This window comes from Proteiniclasticum sp. C24MP, from assembly GCF_043951855.1.
Lineage (GTDB): Bacteria > Bacillota > Clostridia > Clostridiales > Clostridiaceae > Proteiniclasticum.
The window spans coordinates 77,566-104,120 of the sequence record NZ_JBINJW010000004.1 but is presented as its reverse complement, the minus strand read 5'-3'; the positions used below and the strand labels follow the sequence as shown (position 1 = coordinate 104,120).

Annotated in this window: 21 protein-coding genes; 2 read left to right on the top strand and 19 right to left on the bottom strand. The window is 46.9% G+C overall.

What is annotated here, in order from left to right; translation table 11 throughout:
• Positions 1-5: 5 nt before the first annotated feature.
• From ACHAL6_RS05395 to ACHAL6_RS05325, 15 genes are all read right to left on the bottom strand, one after another.
• On the bottom strand, positions 6-269 hold the full coding sequence (locus tag ACHAL6_RS05395; protein WP_395269221.1) for a EutN/CcmL family microcompartment protein: 264 nt from the start codon (positions 267-269) through the stop codon (positions 6-8).
• Between the two features lie 42 nt (positions 270-311).
• Positions 312-1,076 (bottom strand): hypothetical protein, encoded by a 765-nt coding sequence (locus ACHAL6_RS05390; RefSeq protein ID WP_395269220.1) that lies wholly within the window; start codon positions 1,074-1,076, stop codon positions 312-314.
• Positions 1,073-1,906, bottom strand: coding sequence for an ethanolamine utilization protein EutJ (gene eutJ, locus ACHAL6_RS05385; protein WP_395269219.1), 834 nt, complete (start codon positions 1,904-1,906; stop codon positions 1,073-1,075). Before eutJ ends, ACHAL6_RS05390 begins: the two co-directional genes overlap by 4 nt.
• 10 nt (positions 1,907-1,916) lie before the next feature.
• Complete coding sequence (pduL, locus tag ACHAL6_RS05380) at positions 1,917-2,546, bottom strand: phosphate propanoyltransferase (protein ID WP_395269218.1); 630 nt, start codon at positions 2,544-2,546, stop codon at positions 1,917-1,919.
• A gap of 4 nt (positions 2,547-2,550) precedes the next feature.
• Positions 2,551-2,826, bottom strand: coding sequence for a BMC domain-containing protein (locus ACHAL6_RS05375; protein WP_395269217.1), 276 nt, complete (start codon positions 2,824-2,826; stop codon positions 2,551-2,553).
• 6 nt (positions 2,827-2,832) lie between these two features.
• Positions 2,833-3,504, bottom strand: coding sequence for a BMC domain-containing protein (locus ACHAL6_RS05370; protein WP_395269216.1), 672 nt, complete (start codon positions 3,502-3,504; stop codon positions 2,833-2,835).
• A 1-nt stretch (position 3,505) separates the two neighbouring features.
• Positions 3,506-3,862, bottom strand: coding sequence for a glycerol dehydratase reactivase beta/small subunit family protein (locus ACHAL6_RS05365; RefSeq protein ID WP_395269215.1), 357 nt, complete (start codon positions 3,860-3,862; stop codon positions 3,506-3,508).
• A gap of 12 nt (positions 3,863-3,874) precedes the next feature.
• The gene (locus ACHAL6_RS05360; protein WP_395269214.1) at positions 3,875-5,677 is read right to left on the bottom strand and encodes a diol dehydratase reactivase subunit alpha; all 1,803 of its coding nucleotides are present in this window, start codon (positions 5,675-5,677) and stop codon (positions 3,875-3,877) included.
• Between the two features lie 15 nt (positions 5,678-5,692).
• A complete protein-coding gene (locus tag ACHAL6_RS05355) occupies positions 5,693-6,199 on the bottom strand; it encodes a diol dehydratase small subunit (RefSeq protein ID WP_395269213.1) in 507 nt (168 codons plus the stop codon).
• 12 nt (positions 6,200-6,211) lie between these two features.
• Positions 6,212-6,850: a propanediol/glycerol family dehydratase medium subunit gene (locus tag ACHAL6_RS05350; protein ID WP_395269212.1), complete on the bottom strand. Its 639-nt coding sequence runs from the start codon at positions 6,848-6,850 to the stop codon at positions 6,212-6,214.
• A gap of 12 nt (positions 6,851-6,862) precedes the next feature.
• Complete coding sequence (locus ACHAL6_RS05345) at positions 6,863-8,527, bottom strand: propanediol/glycerol family dehydratase large subunit (RefSeq protein ID WP_395269211.1); 1,665 nt, start codon at positions 8,525-8,527, stop codon at positions 6,863-6,865.
• Positions 8,528-8,543: 16 nt separating this feature from the next.
• Entirely contained in the window at positions 8,544-9,329 is a 786-nt protein-coding gene (gene pduB / locus ACHAL6_RS05340; protein ID WP_395269210.1) for a propanediol utilization microcompartment protein PduB, read from the bottom strand.
• A 17-nt stretch (positions 9,330-9,346) separates the two neighbouring features.
• Positions 9,347-9,631 (bottom strand): propanediol utilization microcompartment protein PduA, encoded by a 285-nt coding sequence (gene pduA / locus ACHAL6_RS05335; protein WP_395269209.1) that lies wholly within the window; start codon positions 9,629-9,631, stop codon positions 9,347-9,349.
• A 277-nt stretch (positions 9,632-9,908) separates the two neighbouring features.
• Positions 9,909-11,006 carry a response regulator gene (locus ACHAL6_RS05330; protein WP_395269208.1) on the bottom strand — a complete coding sequence of 366 codons (1,098 nt, stop codon included), beginning with the start codon at positions 11,004-11,006 and terminating at the stop codon, positions 9,909-9,911.
• A gap of 3 nt (positions 11,007-11,009) precedes the next feature.
• On the bottom strand, positions 11,010-12,245 hold the full coding sequence (locus ACHAL6_RS05325; protein WP_395269207.1) for a PocR ligand-binding domain-containing protein: 1,236 nt from the start codon (positions 12,243-12,245) through the stop codon (positions 11,010-11,012).
• A gap of 255 nt (positions 12,246-12,500) precedes the next feature.
• Between ACHAL6_RS05325 and ACHAL6_RS05320 the strand changes: the two genes are divergently transcribed.
• Positions 12,501-13,634 carry a 1-propanol dehydrogenase PduQ gene (locus ACHAL6_RS05320; protein ID WP_395269206.1) on the top strand — a complete coding sequence of 378 codons (1,134 nt, stop codon included), beginning with the start codon at positions 12,501-12,503 and terminating at the stop codon, positions 13,632-13,634.
• A gap of 191 nt (positions 13,635-13,825) precedes the next feature.
• Positions 13,826-14,236, top strand: coding sequence for a GNAT family N-acetyltransferase (locus ACHAL6_RS05315; protein WP_395269205.1), 411 nt, complete (start codon positions 13,826-13,828; stop codon positions 14,234-14,236).
• Positions 14,237-14,321: 85 nt separating this feature from the next.
• Here the strand turns inward: ACHAL6_RS05315 and ACHAL6_RS05310 are convergent, their stop codons facing one another.
• The 4 genes from ACHAL6_RS05310 to ACHAL6_RS05295 form a co-directional block, all read right to left on the bottom strand.
• Positions 14,322-15,221: a diacylglycerol/lipid kinase family protein gene (locus tag ACHAL6_RS05310; RefSeq protein ID WP_395269204.1), complete on the bottom strand. Its 900-nt coding sequence runs from the start codon at positions 15,219-15,221 to the stop codon at positions 14,322-14,324.
• Positions 15,222-15,471: 250 nt separating this feature from the next.
• Positions 15,472-21,870, bottom strand: a complete 6,399-nt coding sequence (locus tag ACHAL6_RS05305) for a CehA/McbA family metallohydrolase (RefSeq protein WP_395269203.1) — start codon at positions 21,868-21,870, stop codon at positions 15,472-15,474.
• 552 nt (positions 21,871-22,422) lie between these two features.
• Positions 22,423-23,082 carry a DUF6577 family protein gene (locus tag ACHAL6_RS05300; protein WP_395269202.1) on the bottom strand — a complete coding sequence of 220 codons (660 nt, stop codon included), beginning with the start codon at positions 23,080-23,082 and terminating at the stop codon, positions 22,423-22,425.
• Positions 23,083-23,573: 491 nt separating this feature from the next.
• Positions 23,574-26,546: a DNA topoisomerase (ATP-hydrolyzing) gene (locus ACHAL6_RS05295; RefSeq protein WP_395269201.1), complete on the bottom strand. Its 2,973-nt coding sequence runs from the start codon at positions 26,544-26,546 to the stop codon at positions 23,574-23,576.
• Positions 26,547-26,555 lie beyond the last annotated feature (9 nt).

Genomic DNA, 26,555 nt, shown 5'->3' with positions numbered 1-26,555 from the left:
TACCTCTAATACATTTCAAGAGAATCGATGATGGCCACGATGGCCGCATCCACAGGGGTATTCTCACTGATTGCGACTCTTGCGGAACCCCCGCTTGCCACAATGACCCTGTCTCTGAATCCTGCACCCACGGTATCCACTGCAATGACAGGATTCCCGTAGGGCTCAAAGCCTGGACTCATGGGCTGAACGATGAGAAGCTTTGAGCCGATCAGCCTCTTATCCTTTGTTGTTGCCACAACGTTTCCTTTGACTTCCGCTAAATACATATCTTCACCCTGCTCTCTTTCATTTATTTCAGTCTGCTTATCTCAGTCTGATTTTCTTCGCCTTCTGATGCTGATTCCGTGTCTTCTTACATAATCTGACGCTTCCATGGTAAGCTTCGCCTGCTCCGAGACGAGAATCTCCTTCTCTCCGATGGTGTTCACATCGGAAAGAGTGATGAATCTGTGCGGCAGGAGAATCCCCTTGCCTGAGCACTGCCCTTCATCCGTATCCCCTCTGTCTTTTTCACCCATCTCGGGTTTTTCCTTCAGTGAACCTTTCCCTGCACTGTCTGAGATCCACCCTTCGGTGAGAAGATGAATTCTCATTTCCCTTAGTTCTTCCTTCATGGGTTCCATTCTGCTTCTCAGATACTCATTCTTCACGCCTGTCATCTCTCTTGAAAAAGCATAGACCGGCTTGTTCTCTTTCACTGTCTCGAACACGATTTTCCCCAGCGCGTCTCTGAATCTCATGTTCAGAAGTTCTCTGCATTCCTCAAAATGAAGATCGGAGATCACCACGCCGTGAAATCTTTTCAGAAAATCCTCATAACGCATTTCTCTGAAGATGCCTGTCCGAATGTTCTCCCTGTTTCCAAAAACAGGATCCTCCAGGACTTTCACATCCTTCACAAGAAGAGAACAGACCACCATGGTGTATCCGACATTTTCAAGAAGTTCCGTCATCTGTTTCACTTTTCCGAAATCCGAATCATCCCTCAGAATGAGAAGCACCCTCTTTTCTGCCCTATACCGCTTCAGACGTCTTAAGACTTCCTCCACGATCTCATCCAGTCTTTCCATCATGGCATCCTCTCCTTCAGTGCACACAGTGCGATGCCCATGGGCGTCACCAGCATGGGGTTGTAGGGCTTCAGGGTCCTCACCCCAAGGCTGGATTCAAAATGACTCTCGAAACCTTTCAGCGCCGATCCGCCTCCCACGAGATAGACCTTGCCCACTTCCTGTCCGTCGATGAACTGCTTCACAATGTGCGCCATCTTGTCGATGACCGGAAGAACCACTCTATAGATCTCCTCTTCCTTCTCCTTCATGCGCTTCATTTCTTCCGCATCCTCATAGCTCACGCGATAGCTTCCGGCAATGACGAGATTCATATGATGGCCGCCGGTGGCTTCGTCATAGGTGGAAATCACTTCCCCCTCTTTCAGGATGGAAATGCCGGTGGTGCCCCCACCGATGTCCACCACAGCGCCTTCCGTGACCTGAAGCACCTCTGCCGCTGCCGTGGGTTCATCCACGATGGCAGTGACTGTGAATCCTGCTGCTTCCAGCACATTTCTCACAATCTTTGCGGATCCGTCTGTGACCCCAGGAGGGATGGCCCCTGAAGCTTTCTCAAGAGACACTCCGAGGATTCCTTCCACCTGTTTCTTCAGTCTTCTGACGATTTCACAGGCTCCGACAAAATCCACCACGATTCCGTCACGGACCACACCGCAACGCTCAAATGCGCCGCTTACTAGATTTCCCTTCTCATCCACCACGCAGAGCACGATGGATGCTGTACCCAGGTCCACCCCTGTATAAAGTTCTCCCTCATAGGTCCTCTTCTCTTTTTTCAGGATGATTTCCTCGAAGGCTCTGATCTTATCATTGACTTTCCCCATGTCCATAGTACTCTCCTCATGTTCCGACGATTTTCAGAAGGTCTCCTGATCTGATGTTCCCCGCATTGGCCTCGTCCACATCAATGTGCATCTCGAGGGCATATTTCGGAGAGACTCTCAGCATCACATCGTGAAAGATCAGGCCTCTTTTTCCTTCCTTCTCCACAGAAACGATGTCTCCGTTTCTCAGTCCGTATTTCTCTGCCATGTCCGGTGGCATATGAATATGTCTGTAGGCGGCGATGACGCCTTCCGTAAGCTTCACTTCTCCTTTCGGACCCACAAGGGTCACGCCTTCAGAGCCTTTGATGCTTCCGGATTCTCTTATGGGAATCGCAAGACCCAGCATATAGCTGTCTGATAAAGACAGCTCCACCTGCGTTGCCCCTCGAACAGGTCCAAGGATTCTCACCTTCTTAAAGACCCCTTTTTCAGTCTTCACTTCCAGTGTCTCATTGGCTGCATATTCCCCTGGCTGTTTCAGATCTTTCAGTTTCGTAAGCGCATATCCTTCTCCATAAAGAATATCCAGGTCTTCTCTCCTGACGTGGATGTGTCGGTTTGACACACCCACGGGTACATAGAGAGAATCTGTGTATTTCAGGATGGTATCATGAATGAGCTTCTTCAGTTCCTCTCTTTCCATGATCTTAATCTAGCTTTGGCAGAAATACTTCCACGTCCTGATGTGGTCTTGGGATCACATGGGTGGATACAACTTCGCCCACAGCTCTTGCAGCTGCAACACCCGCATCAACTGCCGCCTTCACAGCACCTACATCTCCTCTCACCATGACGGTGATCAGACCCGAACCGATCTTCTCATATCCGATGAGCTCCACATTTGCCGACTTTGTCATGGCATCCGCTGCCTCGATGGCACCTACCAGTCCTTTTGTTTCAATTAATCCTAAAGCGTTGTTCATATACTTCTACTCCTTTTCTTTGTAATGTATGCATTTCACTCTGGGTTCACCTTTGACTCTAAGACATTCCGGGTCCCCGCAGAGATTGCATGTCACGACGTTCTTTCTTTTCTTTTTCATTCCATCCTGCTCCGGAGCTTTCGTCTCCCCTTCTTCCATGGGTGCCTGAACAGAATCAGCAGCACCGGGTCCGGGCATAATCGGCGCAGATTCTTCCTCTTCCGATTGTTCTTCCTGCTCCGCTTTCTGCTCAATAGAAGACTCCGCTTCGGAAGTGTCTTCCTCTTCGGAATCCTCCTTCCCTGATGCACCCTCTGATGTCTCTCTGGAAGGTTCTTCCCTCTCAGGTTGCGGGGATTGCTCCGCGGTTTCTTTATTTGTGTTCTCTTTTCTCTTCAGGTCGTCCATCCCGTGGATCATCAGCTCCAGGCCATCAGAAGGCCTGGCGATGACTGTGTGGGAATAGACTTTGCCTTGAAGCTCGCTGCTGCCGAGAATGGAACTGACTGCCGCATGCACTGCACCGACTTCACCGTTGATTTTCAGTGTATGCATCCCCTGCCCCTTTGCAGGTTCCAGTCCTTCGATTTCCACATTGGCGGCTTTTAAAGCAGTATCCACTGCAACCACCGCGCTAGCCAGCCCCTTCATTTCAATAAATCCATATGCTTTTTTCATCCTATGCTCCTCCCATATTGAAGGGGATTCCCTTAACCAGCCTTGCTGCATTGATCCCTAGATTTCTGCACTTCATGGTTTCTTTCAGAAGATTCCCCCGAAAAAGAAGGTAATCCTCTGGAAGCTTGTCATAATAGATGGCTCCCGAGAGCGATTCATCCACACCGATGCCTACATCCAGCTGAGAATCCATACTTGCGATTCTTGCCAGCTCTTCCAGTCTTTTTTCCTCACTGATTCTTATGATGTAAGGAATGCCTTCTTCCTCGATGCCATAGGTGATTTCTCTGATTTCCGCTCGGCCCTTCACGTCCTCATTGACGCAGAGCACCACGCAGATATTTCCGGTTTCATCCATAATCAGTACCTCCTATAACACAAGTCCGGTAGCCACGGCATTTCTTGGTCCCATACATCCTCGTATGTTCCCTCTTCCTGCCACAACTCCATACTGAGAAAGCGCATCGGTGACCATCTGAGGAATTTCAAAATCCAGTGCTGAGCCGCCTACCAGAACCACGTGTTCGATTCCTCTGATGTCTCCGGTGAGGCTTACCTGGGACAAAGCCCGCAGCGCATTTGTCACAAACACCTTTTCCTTGGCTTTTCGCCTTACGAATTTCACTTTCTCCATTGAAAGGTCCGCATGCAGTGGAACCATACCCTCTTCTTTGAGGATGATGATTCTTGCGAAAAGCTTCGGATCCAGCGGTTTGTCAAAGAACTCCACAGAACCGTCTTCATGTCTGATATGAAACAGCGATTCTGCCTTGGCAAGAGAATACTTCTTGATGTCCTCTGCCAGTTCCAGACTGTCCAGCCCAAGTTCCGTTTTGATGAGCAGCGTCACCATGTTCCCGGCACCTGCCAGATGCACCAGATGGACATTTCCATCCCTTGTCATCAGCGAGGAGTCCGTGGACCCTGCCCCCATATCAAGAATGGCCACGGGGATATCCGTTCCAGGTGTGGTCAGTGCTCCTTTTATGGCCATCTGGGCTTCCACACCGCCCACTTCCACTGGGACGCCCAGTTTCTGCTGCATTTCCTTCGCAATGACTTCCATCTGGAGCCTGTCGGCTTTCACCATGGCAGCCACGCCTACGGCGCTTTCCATGGAGAATTCTCCAGCAAGGCCTCCCGTCACTTTCTGCGGAGAAATGGTATCCACCGCCAGAAGGTCCTGAATCTTGATGTCTCCATGATGCTGACCGGTGAGCTCTGCCATGACGTGCCGGATCTTTTCCAGCATGCCACCTGCATTGGTCCCCGCCTCACCGACGATATCAGTAACAGGATGACACTTGTTCATGGCATTCATGAGCACTTTGGCCCCATCATCCACATTGACCTTCAGCCTGTTCTTCTCTCCGATGATATGGATTTCTCCGGCAGGAATGCTCCTTAGTTTCACATCCCCCTTGGGGGTCTTGATGACCACCGCGGAGCGGTTTCCGATGAGGGCTCTTGCAATGGGCACCACAAACTTCGTTTCCTCGCTTGTGAGCGAAAAGAGTGTGGCAATGCCATAGGGATTGGACAGTGTCTCCACCACAGAGCCCACATGGGCAACTTCTATGGCTGTGAGCATACCCACAGGTATTTTTTCAAACAGCGTCACTTCATCCACGATGGGAATGTTCGCCTTCAGTCTGTTGACGATGAGTACGCCGTCATCATTGGCAGCAATGGCTCCTTTGATGGAAACTCCGTCTGCAAGCGCTCTGTTGATTCTTTCCGAAGATTCATTGAATCCCATGTCTTGAGGGATGAGCACGATGACATCCTGCCCTTTTTCCACTTCATGAAGAGCTTCGATCCTTGTGCCGATACCGACACCGATGCCGATGCCACCAGGTGTCCTGGGGTTGTGACCAATCATGGTGGATTCCGTGATGATGGTCTCCGTGATGGTTTCCATGGCCACATCCCCGATCACAGGTGCCGCTTCGTTGATTCTTATGAGCGTCAGGTCTTTGAAATCAAGATCCGCCTTTTCCATGGCCTTGTTCAGGGAATGGAAGATGCCTGGGATGTTGTCCCTGGTCCCTTTGATTCCCGTGGTGGAGACGATGGCGTCCGATATGAAATCAATCCTCCCGTTTTCCATCACTCTGCCGATCGCCGTTTCGGTGGTGGCGTTACCAATATCTATACCTGCTACGATTTTCATTTAGAAGCCTCCAGTCTACTCTTTAAGCCTTCCTCTCTTCTCATATAGGGCTGCCGCTTCACGGACCAGTTTACCGTTGATTACGGCAGAATATCTGTTTTCCAGCTCTTCCGCAATTTCGATGAGTTCAGCTTTCGTGGAGCGATAAGGTCTCAGAGCATTGTATATTTCAAGAATTCTTTCATCCGGCACTGCAATGAGTTCGGATGCCCTTCTCAGGTTCTTTGCAAAAGCATCTCTTCCTACGGATTCCGCAACCTGTGCCTGCATCTCCAGGGTTTCAGGTGCAATCTTCACGTCATTGGCTGTGATGCTGCCGTTCATGACGCCACCGATGGTGATTTCTTCCAGCGTCTTTCCTGTAGGTGCTTTGATGACGTCTGCCATCTTTTCACTCAGGGGATAATCCGCCTCTGTGACTCTCCTGCCGCCACCTGTCTTCTTGGGTTCTGTATAGCTTGTGTCTTTCATTCCGGCCATGACCTCTTTGATCATCTGCTCAAGTACACTGTTATCAATCATTTTATTCCCTCCTTAGAATGTGATTTCAAGTTCATCAGACAGCTTCTTTGGCACAACATGCTCGGTTTCCTTGATATGCAGAAGTGCTGAAATCGCCTGATACTTGGGTCTGGCCATCTGATCATTCATTGTAGGTACCGGATTGGGAGATTCTCCCTTGGCGTATTTGGCTGCGTTTCTTCCGATGGCTCTGTATACCTTAAGATCCAGAAGCGGTGCCTGAGGGAAGAGTTCCAGGTTGGAAAGAGGGGCCAGGTCCTTGGAATGAATGACGGTTGTGCCCTTGCTCTGAATGCCGATACCGATACCGGAACCGGAATGCTTTGCCGCATGATGGGCAATAAAGGCCACATCCGAAGTATGGTACACCTTGATCACACGAGCCGTGACGCCTTCTTCTTCAATTCCGGCCATGACTTCTCTGATCACATCCTCATGGGGAACTTTTGTGATGGTCCTGGTCTGATACACACCAAACGCAGGACCTACACCGATGACCACTTCATCTTTTCTTCTGCCCTTTTCCACTGTGCCTTTCACCTTCATGTTAAGCGGTCCTTCTGGAACGGACTTTTTAGGCTTGTCTGCATTCTGGAGATTCTGCAGTACTTCTTCTATGATGCTTTTTAGTACTTTTTCGTTGATATCCATTAATTCATCCTCCTATTCAAAGTCTTCAGCAGACAGAGCACTTTCGATGTCCTTGACTTCCTGCCATCTTTCTTCGCTCATGGAATACCCTGTGCAAGGTCCCATGTAGTCGTTCTTGTCATTGACCGCACTTCTGACCTTGAAGTTGTTGTCCACATAAGCTGATGTATGAAGATGGTCGCCAGAGACTCTCAGTTTCATCATGCCAAGAAGCGTATCTGCCACATCATCATATCCTGCCTTCTTAAGGGCTTTGATGATTTCCACTCCTGTGGTCTTGGTTTTCAGAAGCTCTTCACAGGCTTTGATGTCTTCCACCATATTTCTGTCCGGCATATCCTTGGATCCGTGAGCATAAGTTGCAGCTTCCACTTCTTCATCGGTGATGAGCGGGAAGTTCATTTCTTTGAATAAAGCCTGCAGTACCTTGGCTGCCTTGTTTCTTGTCTTGATGACTTCTTCTTCCTTCACCGGTCTCAGACCGCCGTCCACCTTAAGGTCTCTCTGAAGGACGTTATAGTCGTCATAATCTTCCGCATCGAAGTTTGAACCGGCAAACATATTATCGTAGTTTGGTGTTGCGGAATATCCGGAGAAGATAAAGTCTGTTCCAGGGATCATCTGCATCAGCGTTCTTGCCGTTCTTCTGATGTCGGAATGGGAGAAGGTCTGGTCATTACCAGAAGCCACTTCCAGATCCATCATGCAGGTGAGGACATTCTCAGCCAGCACGGCACGGATTCCGGATGGAACTGCACCTGGAACACCGATACAGGAAATGGATCCGTTCTGAAGACCCTGTACACCTGCACCCTTGGTGATGAATACGCATCTGGCTTCCAGATACAGCATGGATTTCTTTTCCGCATTCCCCATGAGCACTTCTGAACCTGTACCGGAGGTGAATCTCATTTTGAGTCCTCTGGATGCATAGGCAGATGCCAGGAAAGCCTTGGACCATGGTGTATCATCACCGTCGATGAATACCTGCTCTGTTCCATATACCGATACGGTTTCTGCGTAGGCAGTGAATCCCTTCATGCCAAGATTCAGCTCCGTTGCTTCTTCCACCGCACACTGGGTAAGGATTCCGGGTCTTCCCACATTGGCTCCCACAAGAAGGGAGATGGCGTTGAAGGGTGCATATCTCACAACGGCAACGGTGGTTTCCTGCTCATCGAATCCTCGAAGAGCCGCCTCTGCAGCTTCCGCTGCGATGAGAACCGGATTGTCCTTGACGTTTGTCACGTGACACTGGTTGGAAGGCGTCTTTCTTGCTCTCATCTTGGTCAGTGCCATCATCAGTTCCAGAACATTCATCTTGTTAAGCACTTCAACCGCTTTCGCAGGTGTCATGGATTTTGTGATTTCGATGAGCTTGCTTCTTGGAACATTGATGTCCACCAGCATATGTGCGATTTCTCTGGAGTCCATGTTCACGACCTTCTCCGCATTGGTCAGGTCAATGGTGTGGTCTGCGATGAACGTATCGATGAGATCGAAATCTTCTCTTTTCTTTCCATCCAGTTCCACTACTTTTCCGTTTTCAATCTTGATGCCGGGTTTGGGGTCCAGCGGAGAATTCATTGCAATGAGCCCTACTTCAGGCCATTCTTTCAAGAATCCATCCTGGTTGACTGGACGTGCTCTGAGAACTTCAAATCGTTTGGATTTCATATTATTTCCCCCCTGTCTAAATGTATGGTGTGGTGCTGGATGGAGCAGGTTCCTGTCCCAGTGCTTCCAGAAGTTTTATGCCCAGCTCCCTTGCTGCCACCACAGCCTGTCTTACAGCTCCTGAATCACCACTTATGAATAAAATGGATTCATTTGTGAAAGAGGTTGTTGATGGGGAGGCATACAGCACGATATCCACATTGGCTGCCTTCACCGCTGTATCTGCAATGACAACACCGATGGCTGCTGGTGCTCCGACGATGAGCCCGAAGGCTTTCCCGATGGGTGCGCCCCATGCCTTGTTGCATGCATAGCTTGCTCTGGCAGTGTACTGAAGTTCAATATGTCCTGCGTTGTTTCCATAAACATCTCCGAAGGTTCTGTCCAGTTCTTTCAGCGTTACTTCCACTGCACGACGTGCATCAGAAACATCTTCTGCTCCGAAAAGAATCAGACATCCATGTCCTGCACCGCCCTTGGTGTCTCTTGGCAGTTCGATGGAGATGATTTCCGTATTGGTGGCCTTCACGGCTTCGTCAGCTGCCATGATATGAGGGCCAGCTCCTGTTCTTGCACCGATGATTCCGATGGACTTGTATTTCGGATCGATCTTCATGAAGTTATGAAGATTGTGGTCCACATTGGCAATGACAAGTCCTATGGTATCCCCGATGGCCGTTCCGACGAATTCAGTGATACCAGGATTGAAGCTGTTTTTAGGTGCTTCTTTTTTGGCTTCCTTGGTATCACCCATTTTCTTCATGACCTCTTCCATTACTTTTTCCATTAAGTTATCATCCATTTTCTAATCCTCCTCGCTTATTCTTCAATGGCTTTTGGCAGAATTTTTTCAACATCTGTGTGTGGTCTTGGAATCACGTGTACGGATACGACTTCTCCCACCTTGCCTGCTGCTGCTGAGCCTGCATCCGTGGCAGCCTTCACTGCACCCACATCTCCTCTGACCATTACTGTCACAAGACCTGAACCGATTTTGGTGTAGCCGATGAGTTCCACATTAGCGGATTTCACCATGGAATCCGCAGCTTCGATGGCACCAACCAGACCTTTCGTTTCGATCATTCCCAGTGCTTCTTTTTGCATGATTACTCCTCCTTAAGGATAATTTTGGCTTTTGGATACGTTTACTTACCACCTACATCATAAAAAATAATGGCATGGAAGCCATTACAATAATCATTGATATTGGGGTAATTTTTTATGAAGCTCTTCGGTTAATGAGACTTTTTTGTGATGATATGATAAAAATCCATGGTGGGTCTTTCGATGCATCACAATGAAAAAGAAGCGGTAAAATGGTTTCATCCATCTTACCGCTTCTGTTCCACTGCTTCTGTTTTCTTCATTTCTTCGAACCAGTCTATATGATCCATTTGCCATTTACGGCATAATTGCCTTTTCTGAAGAGATTCTTTTCTTCAGCGGCCTTTTCTTCCACTTCTTTACGATACTGACTTGGCGTCACGCCTGTCTTCTTCTTGAAGACCTTGCTGAAATAGTTGGCTTCATTGAATCCCAGTTCGAAGGCCAGAACATTTAAAGGCAGGTCTGTATCCATGATCAGCTCCTTTGCTCTCTCCACCTTCTTCGCCGTCACATAGTCGATGAAATTCTCTCCCACTTCACTCTTGAATAGTTTGGAAAAATAATGGGTGGAGATATTCATATAACTTGCTGCAGACTCCAGGGTAAGGCTGTTCGTCAGATGCTTCTCTATAAAGTGCAGCGCATAGGTCATTTCTTCCTTGTGCACCACTCTCTTTTCACTGATGATTACATCAAAAAGTTCTTCGAAAATGAGCTCCAGAATCTGAAAGTACTGCTCTCTCGTCTTACTGGTCGTAAGCTTTTCCTTGACCTTGATCTGCAGGTTCTTCTCCACATCGATGCCGAAGTATTCCGCAGCGGTCAGAAGACTTTCCAGAAGAATTCTGGTGACTTCCTTTTCCTTTTCATAGCTGTCAAGCTGCAGATTTTTCATCTTTCTCAGATACTTTTTTGCACGGATGTAGTCTCCGTTCCTGCAGAACGTGAGAAATACAGTTTTTATGTCGTCCTTATGGTTTTTTGCAGGCTCATTATACTGATGCATTTTCCGCACTGTTCTTTCCAGCGCTTCAAATATGTGTTCCGGTCTCGAGGGCTTCAGAAGATAATCATCCAGGCTGTATTGAATCGCATGCTGTGCAAACTCAAAATCATTGTAAGCGCTCACGATGATGATGCCCATCCTCGGATTGTATTCTCTAATAAGTCTTGATGCTTCAAGTCCCGTCATTTTAGGCATCTTGATGTCCATGATTACGATATCCACATCATGTTCCTTCACAAACTTCACGGCTTCCAGCCCATTTTCCGCTTCCCCGACCACTTGAAACTGATTGCTTCTGCTGCCAAGGATCATTCTCAGAACATCTCTTTCGAGGTATTCGTCATCTACAAGTAGTATCTTTTTCACTCTTTACACCTGCCTTGGAATCTTAATGCTGATTCTGGTTCCCTCATTGACTTTAGATTCTATTTTCAGTCTGTACCCACTGCCAAACTGGTGAATGAGCCTCTTATCGGAATTCAGAAGTCCGATTCCATTGGAACTGGGTTTCCCTGTGGAGTCGTACTTACCACTGAGAATCTCTTCGACTCTGGATTCCTCCATACCGACTCCGTTGTCTTCAATGGTCAGCATGATGTCCTTCCCTAGATCCTCAGAATAAATCCGGATCAGTCCATTGTCCACAGAATAGATCCCATGATCAATGGAATTGTTCACAATAGGCTGCAGAATCATGAAAGGCATCCGGATCTGTAGAAACGCAGGATCCACATCGATGGCAAAATCCAGTTTATGCCCCATTCTGATCTGCTGGATTCTCAGGTATTTTTTCACATAGTCCAGTTCCTGCTCGATGGTCACCAGATTCTCTATTTCATTTTTAATGGTATATCTCAGCATATCGGAAAGGAAATAGATCACTTCCGTGGTTTTATCCGCCTTTTCGATGATGGAAAGATTACTGATGGTATTGAGCGCATTGAAGAGAAAATGCGGGTTCACCTGGGATTTCAGCACTTTCAGCTCTGCATCGCTCAAACTCTTTTCCAGAGACATGCGTACCTTCATCTCATTGATGAGTTTCTGATTCTTCTCGTTGAGCTCATTCTGAATGTATTCGGCAAAGCCGTTCTTCACCACATAATTGCCCATGATGGACAGAAGATTGGCTGAGTTTATCATATGTTCATCCGTGGTGATGTGGATCTCCTCAAGAAGATTCTTTGCTTCCTCAGTGGCCAGGAATGCTTCCGCTTCCTTACTGAGCGTGCTGTCATTTCCTGGATAGTTTACACTATCCTCCTCCATATGGACCTGTCCGGCCAGAATGGAGCCTAGAAACTGACCTTCAAAAATGATAGGAACCGCCATATCATATAGACCTGCATGACATCTGTATATAGCGGGCTTTCCGCTTCTCGCCGCTTTGATCCCACCGAAGGCATCCGACTGGTAACAGTGTTCCTTACATGCGCCGACTTCCCGGAATCGCGTACAGAAGTTCGTGAAGTTGCTGTATTTTGTGATAGGCTCTCCTTTGAAATCAACAGTCACCGCTGCAAGTTTCGTAACAGCCGAAAAGTTGTCCTGTATTTTCTGCAGTGTTTCAACATCAATGATATCTTTCAGACTGATTCCTTTCATTTCTTTCCCTCCAAAATATCACCCTCGGGATGAATACATTTTCATTGTACAATATTTTCTCATCCATACTATATTTCCACTAAAATTTTACCATTTATTATCGGATGATGACAAAATATTGCCATGTTCATAAAATGCTATTGGAAAGAAGTTACTGGCATTCTATAATGTTTTGGTATTCCATTTCTTTTTCCATCAGGAATCCTATAATGATAGTATTAGTATTGTCTCACTGTTGATATGAGGAAGTGCAGAATGAAAGATTTCAATGTAAAACCGGTCATTGTCTACGGAGAAAACGCTCTGGACAGACTTGATGAATATAGATACCGAAAAGCCTGCATCGTCACGGATGGACAGATCATAAAGCTTGGTCTGCTGAAACTTCTGACGGATAAACTGGAACGGAATCAGATTGCCTACGAAGTATTTGATGAGGTCGTCCCGGATACCACATCAAATGTGGTGGAAAAGGGTCTCATGCACATCATACGGTCTAAACCTGATGTGGTCTTCGCCATGGGAGGCGGATCCAGTATCGATACAGCGAAAGCTGTTATATTCTATTTTCAGAAATTAAAGGAGACCTTTATGAGTGATGATGTGATTGTTAAGCCCATTCTGATAGCCATTCCCACCACAGCAGGAACAGGCTCTGAAGTTACGGAGTATGCTGTAGTGACCGATTCGGTTTCTGGAGCAAAAATTCCGATCACCAGTAAAGTCATGCTTCCGGATTTTGCGATACTTGATCCGCGCATCACGAAAACCGCACCTGACTTCATCACCGCAGATACAGGTATCGATACGCTGACCCATGCCATTGAAGCTTACGTGTCAAAAGGCGCCAACGAGTTTTCAGATTCCTATGCCCTGCAGGCCATCAATCTGATTTTCGATCATCTTATTCCGGCTTACCAGGACGGAAACAATCTCATGCGTCGAGAAAAGCTCCAGATTGCTTCCAGCATGGCAGGCATCGCCTTCAACAACGCTTCCCTTGGAATCAACCATAGCATTGCCCATGCCCTGGGCGCAAAATTTCACCTTTCCCACGGAAAATGCAATGGTATCCTGCTGCCTTATGTCATCGAATATAATGCGAAGAATCCCGATGCCATGAAGCGTTATGCGGAAATCGCAAAGAACATGGGATTCAGCTTCACAGAGGATCAGATATCGGCTTTTGCTCTCATTGAGAGCGTGGTGCTGCTCAAAAAGGCATTGAACATTCCCGAAAATCTCATCGAAGCCGGCATCGACCGCAATGATGTGATCAATGCCCTTGATGAACTTACCGCCATGGCACTGAAAGACATGTGCACCAGCGGTAATCCCATAGTGCCCACGGAGCAGGACCTAAGAGGAATACTCCTGAAAATGATCTGAAAAAATAGTTTCTTCGCCCAAGGCTGAGCAACTTCATTGTGCAGTGCCTTGGGTCGTTTCATGTTATGGCCTGGAATGCAGGGATGAAAAAGGGAAGTGTCCAGCAGACTCGGTGAAATCTCATCCCTTTATGGTAAAATGGAGGAAAGAAGCATTTTATCACTAGCACTGTTTCAAGGAGGAATTGCAATATGGAGATCATTATTTCACGGGAGAAGAACATCGATTCTGATAAGCTCATGAAGCTCTATCAGAATGTAGGATGGTCCGCTTACACAGAAGATCTGGATCTTCTCAAGGGAGCCATCATGAAATCCCTTGATGTGATCACAGCCTGGGAAGGCGAAGAACTTGTCGGCCTCATCAGAACCATTGGCGATGGGCTTACCATTCTCTACATACAGGATATCCTGGTACAGACGGACTATCAGAACAAAGGCATAGGCTCCCGGCTTCTGCAGGAAATCCTCGACAAATACAGCCTGGTCCGCCAGAAAGTTCTCCTCACGGAGGAGGCCAAAGACGTGAGGGCCTTCTATGAGAAGAACGGTTTTCACTCCTGTGACCGCGGAACTCTAGTAGCCTTCGCGAAATTTCAGTAGCCTTTGAAAAGCACCTGGAGAGTAAGATGAATTCTTACGTCCAGGTGCTTCATTTTCGCTTTTTCACTTCTTCCATCTTCTCTGCTTACTGCTCTTTTTCAGGTACCAGCACGTCAAGATGGGATTTCAGCACTTCCACCGTTACCGGCAGCTCCGGTCCTTCTTCCCCATCCACATCACTGACATAGGTTTTACCGTCAAGCGCCTCCAGTGTCACTTGATCCGTAGTGATGTAGGTCATGTTCTCGGACTCGGTGATTCTTCTGCTGAGGATCTCCGGAAGCATTTTTGTGGTCTCCGCCAGGTCCAGTTCATGGACCAGCAGAATGTGGATTTTCCCGTCCTGAAGCTTTGCCTCAGGAAAGACATCCTTGATGCCTCCCAGCTGACCTGTGAGACTCATGACGACAGCAGAGAGTTCTCCCTCAAATTCTTTTTCTCTGGATGTGACTTTCACGCCGATCTTCTCATTCTCGAAAAGCTTCTTCGCTCCAGCCCAGAGGTAAGCCAGCGGTCCCAGTTTCGATTTCTCCTCTGCAGACACTTCATGAATGCTTTCCGGAATCCTGCCCACAGCCATGGCATTGGTGAAATACCGGTCATTGGCTCTGGCCAGGTCTATGGTTTCCAGATGCTCCTCACTGAGCATCTCCACAGCCTCTTTCGCATCCAGAGGAATCTGAAGCACTCTGGCAAGATCGTTGACGGTACCCATGGGTACGATGGCAAACTTCGGCCGCTTCTCATGGGGTGCGATTCCATTGACCGCCTCATTGACTGTACCATCTCCACCCACTGCCACAATAAGCTCCACACCTTCTCTGGTGCCTTCATCCGCAAAGCGTCTGGCATCTCCTGCGCCCTGCGTCTTCTTCACTTCCACGCGCTCATATCGTCTCTTAAGAATCTCCTTGATCTGGTCTGTATACTCCTCCGCTTTCTCTTTTCCAGAGGAAGGATTGATAATGACTAAAGCTTTATTCATCCGCTTTGGCGCCTCCTTACATCTCTTCACCTGATGTCCGATTCAGTATTGCCCTGATTCTTCTGGTTCATCAGATTTCTCTTCCCATCCTGTTACTGATTATTATACTGGGTTCTTATTAATGCGCCGTGAATAATTTTGAAATTTTACCTTCAGAAGGACTGCCAGGATCTGGTGCTACCATGGTTTCAGCGAAACATGAAAAGCCTGATTCTTTCGAATCAGGCTCCTGTTTCATTGGTTGACAGTTCTACTGAATATACTTCTGCTTTCTCTTGGAAAGGAGAACTGCTCCACCTGCCAGCATCAGAATACCCATGACCATTGGTGCCATAGGATCCGCTTCGCCTGTTGCAGGATATTTACCTTCTTTGCTTGCCAGAACGAATACGGAGAAATCCTTAGTCTGGGTTTCCACATACTTTCCGGACAGCTTGTAGCTGAGCTTTTCAAGTCTCTTGTCTTCTTTTTCATGGAACAGTAGAAGTCCCTTGGTAGGAAGCTTGCCCACTGGAAGATGAAGCGTTACGGCTACCTTCGGCAGCACTTCGATTCCATCCACAGTAAAGTGCACTTCATACGCATTGGTGGTGTAGCCAGACAGTTTATAGTCCACTGGTTTCACAACGAGAACAGTTTTTTCGTCAAATGCTCCCACAGGAACTGTGACCATGACACCGGTCTTATTGTCTTTCAGCACATAGGCTGTCTCGCCTGTACCAGGTTCTTCCGCAGGTTCCAGAGCTTCTATGGCTGCAAGCAGCATTTCAGAAGCTTCGTCCACTTCTTCCTGGGTCGCAAATTCATCTTCTAGAACCGCCTTTGCAGCTGCAATGGCGTCCTTTAGTGCTTCTGCGCTCTCTTCTGTCATGTTTTCCACTGAAATCACTTCAGCCGCATCCAGAATTTCTTCCAGTTCAGCCTTGTCAGCAGCTTTCGCTGCCAGTGTGACTTCACTTCTGTCTCTGACACGGATTCTTGGTCCGAGAGGATCTATGGAAGAAAGTCCTATGGCATTGACGATGTCGCCTACTTCTATGTCAGGCATGACAACGTCTGTGCCGATATAACCGTCTATGAACACTCTTACCGGAACACCGCTTTCGTCCTCCACGTAAATGGCTTCAATGACACCTTCCACCATTTCTATGTCTCTTACAATACCTTCCACCTGAACCAGAAGTCCCAGGTTGTAGGATACTTCAGCGGTCTGCATCATCTTCGGCTGAACCTTTAGAACAGGTTCATCAATGACTTTCATGCTGCTGATGTTCAGCTGGTGTTCTCCCTGATAGGAAGAAGTGATGCCAGTGATTTCCAGCATGGTTCCCGCTTCGTAGTTTCCATCAATCGGGAAGATGTTGATTCCGCCAGTTTCGTCCTGAATATAAGCACTGTCAAAGAATGCCGTGCTCTTGTCAAAACCGCTGACGTTGCTTGTGAGTCTGCCTCTTATGGTGAACTGCAGGCCTTCTTCGGCTTCCTGCACTTCAGCGATCGGCGTGATCACAGGTTCAGGTTTGATCTCATCGATGACATTGTTGAGAATCATGAAGTTCGCGTTTCTCACGGATTCTTCGATGAGCATTTCCACTGTCACTTCAAAGTTGGAGAAGAATGTCACACCAGCTGTTACAAGAAAGCCTCCTCCTGGAAGCATTTCTTCTGCAACGAGTGTCACATCGCCTTTTTCCACTACTACTAGATCTTCGTCATAGTTCGGCACATAGGCTGAACCCGTGAAGTTCTCTGTATAGTTTGCGCCCCAGGTGGTCTCATAACCAGAGACGATCGGTGTTGCACCATTTAGAATCACCGGTGCGGAGTTGTATGCGTTGAAAGTCTTTGTGGTCTGTGTCAGGATTCCCTTACCGAACATGCTGTCTTCATTGAAGTTCGCATCTTCAGTGAACTGGATCCTATAGGCTTCGTTGGACTTTCTTTCGTTATCCACTACAATACCATCTGCAATTCTGGCTTTCGCGCCGATTGCTTCCAGGATACTGTTGGAGATCACTGCCGCATCGAATTCGCCGCCTGGATTCCCTCTGTCTGACTTGGAAGTCAGAATGATGTTTCCGCCGTTTTCCGCATAGTTTCTGATTGCCGTGATTTCAGCATCTGTATAGCTCTTTGGAATCTGTCCGAATCCCTTGTATGGAACGGTGAGCATAAGAAGCTCGATCCCTTCCAGAGATTCTTCCGTGATGACATCATTGACACGTTTCACTCTTGCACCCTTCTGTCCGGCTACAGCGGTAAAGTACGTATCGTTGTCCGCATAGTCTCCGGAGATATAGAAGTTGTCATGAGCCGCATCTACAAGGATGTCCACGACGCTGTCGTTGTTATAGACATTCAGACTGATGGACTTGGTGAATGCCATGGAAATTCCATTAAGGTTTCCTTCCACATTGACCGTGATGGTCTGTTTGCCCACTTTTTCCGGTACATAATCAAATGTGAGATCCGCTTCTGTTCCCTTCAGGATAACCGGAAGGTTCTCTGTAACGGATGCAAGAAGTTCTCCATCAAGAAGATATTCCACGCTTGTAATGGTGAAATCTTCTGCTTCTCCATTATACATATGAGTCGTGATCTTTGTGGTTTCACCCATGACGTCCATGGATGTGTCTTTAGTCATGTCGTTGATGCCCACCTGAGTGACTTCACCTGTCCACACTGGTGCAGTGACGGCGATGTCTCCATCCGCCTGCTCTGCCATGATGTAGTAGTAGGAATAGTCATTGGGAAGTGAGACTTCAAGTTTTCCTGAGTTGGAGTTGATCTGCTCTGAATGCGCCACAATACCACCATTTACGATGACACTTACTTTTCCGATGACGTCCAGGGCATCCGGATCATTGAAATCCACCAGAATGTCCAGTCTGTCAGGAGAATCTGTAAGCACTGTACCCATTGGCTGATTGTTTGCTGTATAGAAGACTTCAAAGTTGTTGTCTTCTGTGGAGTATACTGTCATGTCGCTGATGGCGCCATAAATGGAGGATTTGTCAAGACGGTCTGCAACGACAACTGTTCTAGCTGTGTTGGAGTCCCCCCATTTACCTTTATGATTGTCCTGACCATTACTAGGTGCAAGATGCCATCCCTTATCCAGTGCCTGAGTGTAATACTGGTAACTTGGCCAGTATCCGGAACCGCCCACAGGGCCTTCACCGTTTCCGACTTCAATCAGATTGATCTTTTCGTCTATGAGTTTATCATAGCGTCCGAAGTCTTCGAAAGTACCGAAAGTGGACCCTGGATGATTGAACTGGGAGAAGGTCCCTTCCTGCTCTTTCAGCAGATCATAGTAAGCCTGAAGCCCTGATCCGCCTTTGGCGTTGAGAACAGGATCGTTTCTGGAAACAAATCCGTTGGAGTTGAATGTATTGATATGTCCGTAGGATCCGCTCCATGTCATTTCGAATCCGTAGACAGCCAGGAAGTCTTCCGTGGTGTAACGATCGAAATAGGATTTGTAGTATGCCCATTTGCTCATGGCTGCATTTTCACTGGAAACAAGTCCTGAGTTTTCATTATCGAATGTTCCAAGATTTGCAGTGGAATCAAAATAGTTGCTGTGGTCCGTCAGTGCAAGGAAATCGATCTGCTCTGCATTACTTGCGTAAGTCAGCGCCTGATCCGGTGTACCGGAACCATCAGAATAATTGGTATGGGAATGAAGCTGTCCGAAATAGAAATTGTACAGTGGTTCTCCTATGTAGAAGCTCCATTCATACGCATCGGAAGTCACTTCGTCTGCTCTTGTAATGAGGACGCTGGCATTGACTTTTCCATCTTCCATGGCTTCTGCCATGGTGTAGGTTGCCGTGCTGCCTTCAACGGTCATTTCCACCGGTTCATCCTCATTGAGTGTCAGCATCACTACGGGGTCTGTTCCCGCATTTTCAAATTCCACTGTGATTACCGGTTTCTTGTCTTCTCCAGTAGCCGCATTGGCCGATGGAGTAACGGAGAGAATCTGTGGTTTGTCTTCCACTGCGATCTCTGCTGTTTCGACTGTCTTGTTCTCGTTGACATCCACAGCTGTAAAGGTCACCTTCACTAGAGCTGTGTCTATCAGATCTGTTCCAGGAATCACCGCCTGGTATTTTCCTGTTGTGTCGTTCTTAACCATTGTGATTGGATCTGATGATGTCCCGTTGATTTCATAAACCATTTCCACGGTTTTTACGCCTACGTTGTCTATGACATCAATGGCTACGTTGTAGTCTTTCAGCGCCTTGGCTGGAAGGAACGAAGGAAGGGAGATCACAGGTCCGTCTGTATCGTTGGAAACCACGTAGTCAGCGCTTGCGCCTACACGTAGCTGTCTGGTGGTAGTGTATTTGGATGCGGCTGCGTATACATGAACGGTATCGCCTTCCACCACACCCACTGGGAATGCTGCACCACGGTAAATACCGATGGTTCCAGTGGCATCTGTAATCATTGTAGAGCCACTTTCACTGTAAGCACCTAGAACCGCATCTCTGACAACGACGAATTCAGATAGATACTGATCGCCTCCGTCCAGAATATCCTTTGCTGTCAGTTCCTGTGCTTTGAAAGGTTCTTCTGCGCCCAGTACTACGATATCTTCCGCAGCAATGGATCCAAGCTGCATGACACCGCCGTAAAGACTGGTCTTACCGGTGACTTTCACGATATCACCGATGACATATTTATCTACGTTGGGATAATCATAAATCTGAAGTCCTACGATTTCTCCATCGATGACATCCTGAAGGAGGATACTGTTTCCACCGTAGATATAGGCTACCTGACCTACAGTTGTGACAACATCTCCTGCTGTGGCTGCATAGACTTCCTTCAGTGAAGTAAGTCCTGTAAGCATCTCGTCTGTCACTGGATCCAGTACTTCTTCATGAAGAACCACATGGTCTGCAGCTGCGACGCGTAGCTGATAGGTTGTTTTGTACTGTGCCATGATGGCAGTCACATCCACCACATCTCCTGTTGACACTTCTGTCAGAGCAGGCATTCTGTATACGTTGATGGAAAGTCCGTCTTTGGATAATGGTGTGTTGTCACCAGATACAGGATCCAGTGTCACCCCTTTGACCAGCAGTCTCAGGGATTCCAGTGCTTCAGCCTGTAATGGGTCTGTAAGCTCTTCCATGGTGACTACTTTTGGTGCCGGCATTGCTTTTACAGCACCTTTTTCATATGCGGTAACTGAAATCTGTTCCCAGTTGTTATAGCTTCCACGGTTACCCGTCACGGTCAGTTCCATACCCAGTACGATTTCCGCATCGGATGCTGGAAGGTAGTTGTTGATACCACCGGTAGCGTCCTGGATGGTGACATTTCTGCCATCAATGAAGGTGACGATACCTCTGGTTGTCACTTCTCCCGTTGCGGCTCTTGCTTCTGCCACGGTGATTCTGTCGATGCCACTGGAAAGAGTGACATCAGAAGCTTCCGCAACGCGAAGCTGATAAGCGTTATACTGACTTAAGACTGCGACTACATCCACCACATCTCCAGCTGCGATGCCGGTGAGGGTTGGTAATCTGTAGATATTGAAAGACAGTTCGTCTTTACTGATCTGCGTATTTGAACCGATTGCACCAAGCGTCACTTCTTCAATGAGGATTCTCTGGGATTCCAGAGCTTCGGCTTTCGCTGAATCATTAAGATCCGCCATGGTAACCAGCTTTGGTGCAGGAAGTGTCTTGATTTCACCCTTGATGACATCTTCTGCAGAACTTACATTGATCTGTTCCAGGCCATTGTAGGCTCCTCTGGTACCCGTGACCGTAAGTTCCATGCCCAGACTGATTTCCGCATCTGCCACGGAAAGATAATTATGAATGGCAGCAGTTGCATCCTGAATCACTACATTTCTGCCATCTATGAATGTTACAATTCCTTTTGTCTTCACAACACCAGTTGCAGCTCTTGCTGCTTCAATGGTGACAAGTGTTGGTTCAGGATCTGTTGTCCCTCCATCTCCTGGATCTGTTGTTCCATCTAGATAGGTAAGATCCGGTGTATGAACTTCAAAATCCGCACTGTTGTCACCCGTATATGGATTTGCGATATCCTTTCTGATGACAGAAGTGGAATTTGAGCTTTCTGGAGCTGTTCCAACTCCGAGATACGCTGTAGCAGTCCCTACTCCAAGATAGTCTACAATATTCGGATAGTTGCTGAAAGTTGTCTCATTCAGACTTGAATCCGCTATTGGTGTAGTATCGCTAGTCAGGGCAAGTTTGAATGACTTTGCACCCATAGCGATTCCGGTTGTCATATCTGGAGTCGGCACTGCGGGAAGTTCCTGATTTGTGCCAGTTCCGGCTTCAATTACAAAATAGCTTTCTGGTGCAAGTGTACCCTCAAGATCCAGTTTGCTGTTGAAAGTACCTGTTGCGGATGCATATTGGATGGCCCATCCAGCAAGGTCCACATCCTGATCTGATATGTTCTTCAAAACAATGAAATCGGATTTGTAGACAGCACCGCTGTTTCCTCCACCACCATAAGCCTCGTAGATGACTACGGGACCCGTACCTACGGGTTCTGGCGCTGCCATGATCTTCTGACCTGGTATCAGTGTCAGAACGAACATCCATGCCAGAAGCCAGACTGCGATTTTTCTGGTTCGAATTTTTTTCATTTTTCGCCTCCTGAAAATAATTAGATGCGTTTTCAGAAAATCAGTGCATAATTTTTAGGGTGAAAAAAACTTCAACCGGACGAATCAAGTTGAAGTCCTCAAGTATTCTTCTGTAAACGTTATCCATTTCTATCTTACTATCTACCTTTCACAATATCAATCAATTTCGATAATTAATAAACAGAATATTCAATAAGATATTTTGATTACCAAAGCATATGAGCCTCAATGTTTAATATAATTTACAGAATTATTTCATTTTTCATTATATCCTCATTCAACTCGCATAAATGATATCACCTGACCGTATATTTTCTGAATCGGACACGAATTAGAATAAACTTATTTTATATAAAAAAATTCACTTTTCAATCCGATGTTTTTCAGAAAAAAAGGTGAGACTTTACTCACCCTTTTATATATTCTATTCTACTTCACACTATGATTTACACCCTGAACATAAATATCCTTTAGGGTAAAATTCTCTTCCACTACAAGAATGTTGGCATATAGATACTTCTATCATCAATCCACTCATTTGTGAAGGTAACTCTATCTATCATTTCTCATCCTTTCATCATCGCCAGCAGCGATACCTACTGTTTCTTGAATATATTCTCTTATTTTGTTTTTTATACCTCTATTCCGTGCATATCTGTATAATGTAGAATAGTTTATCTCATATTCGGCAAGTGCTCGTGTAAAAATATTCTTCATTTCATTACCTCTATAAGATACCAGTAATAGTTTATCGAAATATAAATCTACCAGTATTTTCTCTAATTTCGACACATGAATACCAGATCTCTCCACCAACGGAGCTTCCTTAATGATTGGTCTTACAATAATGGCATCTTCCCCGAGTATATAGTTTTCAACCTCTTTCTCATTGGGATTCATAAAGACATTCTCTTTCTTGTCCTTAAGCATATTAAATACAGGACTTACTACTTCTTTATCAACCTCTACGATCACATACGTGGTGTAAATTTGATGATTCATCAAACTGTTTAACCAGTATGTATCCCAAATACTGATAGTCGCATATGGAAAAGCGCGCGCAATCATATTATAAGTAATCTTTACACTACGAGACACTTTCGGTTCAAATTTCTTCTTGTCATCAATAATATATACCCCTCTTTTTACAGTAGTGATCACTCCCTCTTTTTTCAGCTCGTATACTCTCCATCTAAAGGTGCCTTCCTTCAAATCATTTTCCTTTATCTTGTAGAATTTATACAGATCTTCTTATGAAAAAGCATTGCCATAGCCGAATCTTCTTATGATCTCTTCTTTTGTTGTTTTATTTCTCATAATCATCCTCCAATTCCAAACAAAGCGGAAAATATTAAATAATTTCCGCTTTGTTTGTTTTCATTAAACATATCATAATCCTTGATTAACAACAATAATTATAAATTATCAAATCAAATTAATAACTATTAGTATCTTTTAACTAGAATCAAACATTCCGGAAATATATGTTTTTTCCGATTTGCTGATAATGGTTTTTCCTTATCTATCCTACTCAAACTCATAAACCTTTAATCTATCATAATATAACTGAAGTGGAACAATAGAACAGCAATGGTAACTATAAAATAACACCAAATCGATACGCACCTCATATCTCGGCTCAAAAAGAACCGCAGCAGAACTGATGATTCTAGTTCTGCTGCGGTTTCGTTTATCTTATTCTCTTAATTCACTTCCACTTTATTGATCTTATCCCCCAGCACAAGAACCATGATGCTCTTTCCTCTTGTGGCACGGTTCTGAAGCTTGATGTCTTCGATCTTCATGGTCTCATCTTCATTGGCTTTGGAGCCTACCATAAGCTCCTTCTCCTCTGTGATGACCTTGGCGAAGAAGACCCGGTCTTCATCCTTCAGGTTCATGCCCACAACACCGGACGCGTTTCTTGAAAGAAGCGAGATGCTTGAGGTTTCAAACCGGATGGCCATGCCCTTCTCGGAAATCAGAAGAATATCCTCATCCAGATCCCCACTGAAGGCTTCCGCATAGACCAGTCTGTCCGTGGCCTTCTTGAACTTGATCACATGAGAAGTGGTCACTTCTCCTCTGAAGTCTTCCACGGAGGTTCTCTTGACGATCCCCTCTTCTGTGACGAAGTATACTTCCTGGTTGTCGTTCGCATCCTCTTCCAGAGTGAATACACCCACAACCCGTTCGTTCTTATCGATGTCATCGTAGAGATCCGATAAAATGACACTGCCTTCCAGATTCTCAAACATGTACATGGGCAGCTTGTAGTATGCACCAAGACTTGTGACGATCACAAGGCTCAGATAGGATTCCCCGCTGACTTTATAGAGGTTCTTGGCTCTGCTGGCTCTCTGCACCACCTTGATCTCTCCCCGGTCGGAAATGGTGAGATTGAATGCCTTGGCCTCATAATCCATCTCATAATGGACTCTGTAGACCTCATCCTTATCCGGCAGACTCAGGAAGCTGTCCGGAATGGACATTCTTTCCTTCACTTCCACATCAGCTTCCGGCACAGTGAAGTCCAGTCCGTTCTTTGTAAGGATTCTTACAAAGAGCGGCACCTGAGGCAGTTCCACCATGTGCAGCTGATCTCTGTTCTCATAGATGTAGTCCTTGTATACTCTTGGGAGCAGTTCTCCTAGGGTGTTTTCATACAGTACTCTGTACTTGTCCAGAATCACTGAAACAAGCTTCTCATCCTTTCTCAGTTTCAGGGCGATGATCTTGGAGTAATTGGTCTTGAAGCTCTCCAGGTCCGTTCTCTTCAGAGATCCTCTGGAAGTGATGAACTTGAAGCTTCCTTCCTCGTCCTGTCCGTTCATGGAGAAGGCCGCTATGATGGACTCTTCGTTGAAGTCGATGCCCTTGATGTAGTTGTCCATGCGGACGCCCTTATCCTTCCATTTGTGCTCCGGCACATCCATGGTCTTCAGCTGATAGAGCATGCCCGAATCCGAGAAGATGTAGAGCACATCCTTGGTGTTGCTCTCCAGAAGCACCGCCAGCTCATCCCCTTCACGATACTCGATGGAGGACTCGTCCGTTGTGACTCTCTGATAGTTTTTCAGCGGCATGCGCTTGATGAAGCCTTCTCTTGAGATGGTCACCACCACATCTTCCTGAACGATGATGTCCATGGCGTCGATGACCGCTTCCTCCTCGTCCTTGATGATCAGCGTTCTTCTGTCGTCGCCGAAGTCTTCCGCCACTTCCAGAAGCTCCTTCTTCACCAGCTTATCCAGCGCCTCACGGCTGTTTATGATCTTTTCAAGAGACTTGATGAGCCTTGACAGCTCGTTGTGTTCCTTGACATAGGCTTTCAGCTCAAGCCCCGTAAGTCTGTAGAGCATGAGCTCCAGAATCGCAGTGGCCTGCTCCTCGCTGAAGCCGTACTCCTTCACCAGGTTCTCTCTTGCGTTGGCTTTGGAACTGGATTCTCTGATGGTCCTGATGACCTGATCCATGATGTCGATGGCCTTCATGAAGCCTTCCACGATATGGAATCTTTTCAGTGCGCTGTCCAGCTCCTTCTTGGTTCTTCGCAGGACCACTTCTCTCTGGTGTTCCACATAATAGCGGATGATGTCTTTCAGACCCATGGTCTCGGGTTTCCCCTTATAAAGCGCCACCATATTGAAGTTGATGTTGATCTGAAGATCGCATCTCTTGTAGAGGTAGAGAAGAATCTTCTCCGCCGTTTCCAGATCGATCTGCTTCTTGAACTCGATGACCGCCCGGACACCGTCTCTGTCGGACTCATCTCTGATGTCCATGATGCCATCCAGGGCCTTCTGATGCTTCTTGTCTGCCGTCATGGCAGAGATCTGCTGCAGAAGCTTTGCCTTGTTCTTTCGGTACGGGAACTCCGTCACCACGATGGCGTATCTTCCCGTGGTGAGCTTCTCCACCTTGGCATTGGCACGAAGGACCACTTTTCCTTCACCCTTTTCATAGGCTTCCTTCAGGGAGTCTCCTCCGATAAGTACACCTCCTGTGGGAAAGTCCGGTCCCTTCACATGCTCCATGAGACCCGAAACGTCCATATCCGGATCGTCGATGTAGGCGCAGACCGCACTGATGCTTTCTCTCATGTTGTGGGGAGGGATGTTGGTGGCAAGACCTACGGCAATACCGAAGGCGCCGTTGACCAGAAGGTTCGGATAGCGGGACGGCAGCACCTTGGGCTCCAGCTCCGTATCCGAATAGTTGTAGACGAACTCCACTGTATCTTTGTCGATGTCACGAAGCATCTCTTCCGCCCCGCGGGAGAGCCTTGCTTCTGTGTATCTCATGGCCGCCGCACTGTCTCCATCGATGGACCCCCAGTTTCCGTGGCCGTCGATGAGGGGCATTCTGGTGCTGAAGTCCTGGGCCAGAATCACCATGGCATCGTAGACCGATGAATCTCCGTGAGGATGGTACTTACCCAGAATGTCTCCGACGATTCTCGCGGATTTATAGTAGGGCTTATCGTGAAAGGCCTTCAGCTGATAAGCGCCGTATAGAATTCTTCTATGAACGGGTTTCAGTCCGTCTCTGACATCCGGAAGGGCTCTGTCCTTGGCCACTTCCACCGCATAGGGCAGAAAGTTGTCCGGCATGGCCTCTTCCAGAGGGACATTCAGGATGTTGTTGTCTGTTGGAATCTGATTTTTACTCGCCAAAATGCCACC

Coding starts and splice junctions, on each gene's coding strand:
- ACHAL6_RS05375 (WP_395269217.1), bottom strand. CDS start 2,826: ATGAACAACGCTTTAGGATTAATTGAAACAAAAGGACTGGTAGGTGCC.
- ACHAL6_RS05370 (WP_395269216.1), bottom strand. CDS start 3,504: ATGAAAAAAGCATATGGATTTATTGAAATGAAGGGGCTGGCTAGCGCG.
- ACHAL6_RS05320 (WP_395269206.1), top strand. CDS start 12,501: ATGAAAGATTTCAATGTAAAACCGGTCATTGTCTACGGAGAAAACGCT.
- eutJ (WP_395269219.1), bottom strand. CDS start 1,906: ATGGACATGGGGAAAGTCAATGATAAGATCAGAGCCTTCGAGGAAATC.
- ACHAL6_RS05395 (WP_395269221.1), bottom strand. CDS start 269: ATGTATTTAGCGGAAGTCAAAGGAAACGTTGTGGCAACAACAAAGGAT.
- ACHAL6_RS05310 (WP_395269204.1), bottom strand. CDS start 15,221: ATGAATAAAGCTTTAGTCATTATCAATCCTTCCTCTGGAAAAGAGAAA.
- ACHAL6_RS05315 (WP_395269205.1), top strand. CDS start 13,826: ATGGAGATCATTATTTCACGGGAGAAGAACATCGATTCTGATAAGCTC.
- ACHAL6_RS05325 (WP_395269207.1), bottom strand. CDS start 12,245: ATGAAAGGAATCAGTCTGAAAGATATCATTGATGTTGAAACACTGCAG.
- ACHAL6_RS05345 (WP_395269211.1), bottom strand. CDS start 8,527: ATGAAATCCAAACGATTTGAAGTTCTCAGAGCACGTCCAGTCAACCAG.
- pduA (WP_395269209.1), bottom strand. CDS start 9,631: ATGCAAAAAGAAGCACTGGGAATGATCGAAACGAAAGGTCTGGTTGGT.
- ACHAL6_RS05360 (WP_395269214.1), bottom strand. CDS start 5,677: ATGAAAATCGTAGCAGGTATAGATATTGGTAACGCCACCACCGAAACG.
- ACHAL6_RS05365 (WP_395269215.1), bottom strand. CDS start 3,862: ATGGATGAAACCGGAAATATCTGCGTGGTGCTCTGCGTCAATGAGGAC.
- pduB (WP_395269210.1), bottom strand. CDS start 9,329: ATGGATGATAACTTAATGGAAAAAGTAATGGAAGAGGTCATGAAGAAA.
- pduL (WP_395269218.1), bottom strand. CDS start 2,546: ATGGAAAGAGAGGAACTGAAGAAGCTCATTCATGATACCATCCTGAAA.
- ACHAL6_RS05350 (WP_395269212.1), bottom strand. CDS start 6,850: ATGGATATCAACGAAAAAGTACTAAAAAGCATCATAGAAGAAGTACTG.
- ACHAL6_RS05355 (WP_395269213.1), bottom strand. CDS start 6,199: ATGATTGATAACAGTGTACTTGAGCAGATGATCAAAGAGGTCATGGCC.
- ACHAL6_RS05390 (WP_395269220.1), bottom strand. CDS start 1,076: ATGATGGAAAGACTGGATGAGATCGTGGAGGAAGTCTTAAGACGTCTG.
- ACHAL6_RS05305 (WP_395269203.1), bottom strand. CDS start 21,870: ATGAAAAAAATTCGAACCAGAAAAATCGCAGTCTGGCTTCTGGCATGG.